Here is a 4287-nt window from a genome sequence, read left to right as displayed (position 1 = left end):
CGCCTCCCACTGCTCGCCCCGCCGCCCCGCGTCCATCGCCTCGTTGGCGAGCCGGTCGGCGTGCTTGTTCCGCTCGCGCGGGATCCACTGGTAGTCGACCCGCCCGGGCGGGAAGATCCGCCCGGCCTCGGCGGCCAGCGGCTTCATGTCCGGATGCTTGACCTTCCAGCGGCCGGACATCTGCTCCACGACGAGCTTGGAGTCCATCCGGACCAGGACGGCGGCCTCCGGGTCGAGCTCCTTCGCCGCCTTCAGGCCCGCGATGAGGCCCTTGTACTCGGCGACGTTGTTGGTGGCCGTGCCGATGTACTCGGCGGTCTCGGCGAGCGCCTCGCCCGTCGCCGGGTCCAGTACGACCGCGCCGTAGCCGGCGGGCCCGGGGTTGCCCCGGGAGCCGCCGTCGGCCTCGACGACGAAGCGGTGCGCCATGGGTGCTTACAGACCCGACTCGGCGATGCGGACCAGGATGCGGGAGCAGTTCTCGCAGCGCACGACGGCGTCGGCGGCCGCGGCACGCACCTCGTTGAGCTCGGTGAGGTCGAGCTCCAGGCGGCAGCCCTCGCAGCGGCGCTGGTAGAGGCGGGCCGCGCCGATGCCGCCCTGCTTGACGCGCACCTTGTCGTACAGGCCCAGGAGGTCCGCCGGGACGGAGCCCGCGACGATCTCCCGCTCCTTGGTGACGGAGGCGACCTCAGCGTCGATCCCGGCGAACGCGGCGTCGCGGCGCGCGACGGCGTCGGTGACCTTGGCCTGGACGGAGTCGACGCGGGCGGTCAGCTCGGTGACCCGCTCCTGCGCGGACTCGCGGCGCTCCATGACCTCGAGGACGACGTCCTCCAGGTCGCCCTGGCGCTTGGCGAGGGAGGCGATCTCGTGCTGGAGGTTCTCCAGGTCCTTGGCGGACAGGCCGACGCCGCTGTCCAGGCGCTGCTGGTCACGGGCGGCGCGCTGGCGCACCTGGTCGACGTCCTGCTCGGCCTTGGCCTGCTCGCGGGCGGTGTCGCTCTCCTCGGTCTGCGCGGCGACGAGGAGGTCGCGGTGCTGGCTGAAATCGGCCTCCAGGGCCGTGATCTCGGCGTGCTCGGGCAGGCTCTTGCGCTTGTGGGCGAGCTGGCCGAGGCGGGTGTCGAGGGCCTGGAGGTCGAGGAGGCGCTTCTGGTCGGCGGGCGCGGCGTTCAGTTGGGGGCTCCTGTGGTTACTTGTGCGCGGAATGCGGGGTAGGCGACGCCGCGTGGGCGGTCCAGGGGTCGGTGACCGTACGGGAGACGTGGGTGCGCAGGCCCCACCCGTGGCGGTCGGAGATCTCGTCGAGCTGGGCGGCGGCCTGCTCGGTCCAGGGCCACTCGGTGGCCCAGTGCGCTGCGTCGACCAGGGCGAGCGGGCTGTGCTGCGCCGCCTCGGACGCCGGGTGGTGGCGCAGGTCGGCGGTGACGTAGGCGTCCACGCCCGCGGCCCGCACCTCGTCGAAGAGGGAGTCGCCGGAGCCGCCGCAGACGGCGACCGTGCGGATCGTACGGTCCGGGTCGCCCGCGACGCGGATGCCCTGCGCGGTGCCGGGCAGCCGCTTCGCGGCGCGCTCGGCGAACTCGGCGAGCTTCACCGGCGGGTCGACCGCGCAGATCCGGCCGAGGCCGCGGCGGCCCGCCGGGTCGGTCGGGTCGGGCACGAGGGGGCCGGTGACCCGCAGGTCGAGGGCGCCCGCGAGGGCGTCGGAGACGCCGGGGTCGGCGCGGTCGGCGTTGGTGTGCGCGACGTGCAGGGCGATGTCGTGCTTGATCAGCGTGTGCACGGCCCGGCCCTTGAAGGTGCCCGCGGAGACGGTGGTCGTCCCCCGCAGCCAGAGCGGGTGGTGGGTCACGAGCAGGTCGGCGCCGAGGCGTACGGCCTCGTCGACGACCTCCTGGACGGGGTCGACGGCGAAGAGGACCCGGCCGACCGGGGCTTCGGGGTCGCCGCAGACCGTGCCGACGGCGTCCCACTGCTCGGCCCGCTCCGGGGGCCAGAGCGCGTCGAGGGCGGCGATGACTTCAGACAGTGCGGGCACGGGGGCAAGGCTACCTGTCCGCCGCGCCCGAGCGGCCATCGCGCGGGCGGCGGCCGCCGTCACGGCCTCCCGGCGGCTGTCGTCACGGTCTTCCGGTGGCCGCCGTCACGGCCTCCCGGTGGCCTCCCGACAACCGCCGTCAGGACTTCACGAGGAAGCCGCGCAGGTCGTCCAGGACGCTGTTGGCGGCGGTCACGCCGAGGCCGAGGTACCAGGTCTCGTCCTTGACGTCCTTGGCGCGGCCCTCCTTCACCGCCGTGAGGTTCTTCCACAGCGGGTTGTCCTCGGCGCTGTCGCGCTTCGTCTTGTCCGGGTCGCCGTAGACACCGGTGAAGATCCAGTCGGCGTCGGCCTGGTCGATGTTCTCCGGGCTGATCTGCTCGGCGAGCTTGTCGCCCTGCTGGTTCTTCGGCCGCGGCAGGCCGGCGTCCTTGAGGATCGTGCCGATGAAGGACTGCCCGGCGTACAGGCGGGTGAACTGCGGCATGTAGCGGAGCATGGTGATCGTCGGCTTCTTCTCGCCGACGTCCTCGCCGAGCTTCTTCGCCTTGGCCTCGTAGGCGTCGAGGTTCTTCTTCGCCTCGGCGGTGCGGTCGAGGGCGGCCGCGTTGAGGAGGTAGTTCTCCTTCCAGGTGAAGCCGGGGCGGACGGAGAAGACGGTCGGGGCGATCTTCGACAGGCTCTGGTAGCTCTTCTCGGCGCGGAGCTTGCTGCCCAGGATCAGGTCGGGGTGGAGGTCGTTGATGGCCTCCAGGTCGAGGTTGTTGATGGTGCCGACGTTCTTGGGCTCCCCGGCGTCCTTCTTCAGGTAGTCGGGGATCCCCTGGCTGCCCTCGGTGGGGGCCCAGCCGACCGGCTTGATGCCGAGGGAGACGACGTTGTCGAGCTCGCCGACGTCGAGGACGACGACCCGCTTGGGCCGCTCCTTGATCTCCGTCCTGCCGAGGGCGTGGGTGATCGTGCGCGGGAACTGGCCGGGCGCGGCGTCCGTGCCCATCTTCTTCGTCTGCTCGCCCGCCTTGCCGAAGTCCTTGCCGCCCTCGGCGACGGCCTTGGAGCCGTTCCCGCCGTCCTTGCCCGCCTTGTCCCCGCCGTCACCGGAGGAACCGCAGGCCGCGAGGGAGAGCGCGGCGGCGAGGGACAGGGCGACGGCGGCCGGGCCGCGGTGGCGGAGGGACATCGCGTACTCCTGGGGACGAGAGGGGGCGAGGGGGACGGGACGCACAACGTGTGGCCACCGCAGGATCGGCAGCCACTTAGGTTCGCCTTACCTTATATCCGGGCGGAGCGCGCGAAGCACACCCACCCCCCATCGCTCAGGCGAATCGGACATCCGCCACCCTTACCGGTGAAGCGGACCCGCTCTCATTGTTCGGCAGGTAGTGCGATAACTACGTTCAGTGCCGGAGGTGACGTTTCTCATGACGGTCTGTGCCCCCCAGAGCACTCCACAGAGCACCCCGCGGACCGCGCCGACGGACACGAGACGCGCGGCATTGACGGTCACGGCGGACGGTTCGTACGCCGCGCGGCTGGCTCTCGACGGCGGTACGGGCGGCTGGTTCCCCGAGCGCTGGACGCTCGACGGCCCCGAACCGTACGCCGTGCCGCTGCCCGGCACCCAGCCCGAGGAGCCGGACAGCGAGGTGCTGCCGCTGGCGGACGGCCGCGTCCTGATCCGCCGCAGGGTCGCCGACCGGCACATGCTCGCGCTGCTCTACCCCACCGGCCCCGCCACCGGCGAACTGCCCGTCGGCTCCGTCGACTGCGCCCGGCTGTCGCTGCTCCCCCCGTCGCCCGGCGGCCAGGCGGCGTACGGGCTGGTGCACGGCGAGCGCTCCACCGGGCTGTGGCTGCTGCACGGCGGCGCGTTCGGCCCGGAGCGGATCGTGGAGGTGCCGGGCCTGTGCGCGGGCGGCGCCTGGCTGGACCGCACGGGCAGGCTGCTCGCCCTCGACCGCGAGCTGGAGGGCCGCACGAAGACCGTGGTCGTCGACCTGGAGCGCGGCGGCGAGACCAGCCCGCTGCTCCAGATCACCGAGGAGAGCAACGACCGGCTGCAGCTGGCCGATCCGGACAGCGGCCTGCTGCTCGTCCGCTCGGACGCCCCCGGGCAGGACCGGCTGGGCTGGGGGGTGCTGGGCTCGTCGCGGCCGGTGCGCTTCCCGGAGTGCCTGCGGCTGTCCAACGCCACGCTCACGCCCTTCGCCGCGCAGCCCGGCCAGGAGCTGGCGCCCGAGGGA

At 72.9% G+C, this 4287-nt stretch carries 5 protein-coding genes; 1 reads left to right on the top strand and 4 read right to left on the bottom strand.

Annotated features, from left to right (window positions below):
* The 4 genes from K6I34_RS32700 to K6I34_RS32680 form a co-directional block, all read right to left on the bottom strand.
* Positions 1-429, bottom strand: a 429-nt coding sequence (locus tag K6I34_RS32700; RefSeq protein ID WP_229331663.1) for a reverse transcriptase-like protein, incomplete at its 3' end; no start/stop codon positions are given.
* 6 nt (positions 430-435) lie between these two features.
* The gene (locus K6I34_RS38745; RefSeq protein WP_308294092.1) at positions 436-1179 is read right to left on the bottom strand and encodes a C4-type zinc ribbon domain-containing protein; all 744 of its coding nucleotides are present in this window, start codon (positions 1177-1179) and stop codon (positions 436-438) included.
* Positions 1180-1195: 16 nt separating this feature from the next.
* Positions 1196-2044: a Nif3-like dinuclear metal center hexameric protein gene (locus K6I34_RS32685; protein WP_229331660.1), complete on the bottom strand. Its 849-nt coding sequence runs from the start codon at positions 2042-2044 to the stop codon at positions 1196-1198.
* A 139-nt stretch (positions 2045-2183) separates the two neighbouring features.
* Positions 2184-3224, bottom strand: a complete 1041-nt coding sequence (locus K6I34_RS32680) for an ABC transporter substrate-binding protein (RefSeq protein WP_229331659.1) — start codon at positions 3222-3224, stop codon at positions 2184-2186.
* Between the two features lie 241 nt (positions 3225-3465).
* Here K6I34_RS32680 and K6I34_RS32675 point away from each other — a divergent pair.
* Positions 3466-4287 (top strand): hypothetical protein (locus K6I34_RS32675; protein ID WP_229331658.1); only part of this gene is annotated, 822 nt, incomplete at its 3' end.

This window comes from Streptomyces sp. UNOC14_S4, assembly GCF_020740835.1.
Taxonomy (GTDB): domain Bacteria; phylum Actinomycetota; class Actinomycetes; order Streptomycetales; family Streptomycetaceae; genus Streptomyces.
Note: the sequence above shows the minus strand (reverse complement) of the source record. Positions and strands in the feature narration are given on the sequence as shown.

What these genes read in the sequence shown, in the direction of transcription:
- K6I34_RS32680 (WP_229331659.1), bottom strand. Translation starts at nt 3,224, where the DNA reads ATGTCCCTCCGCCACCGCGGCCCGGCCGCCGTCGCCCTGTCCCTCGCC.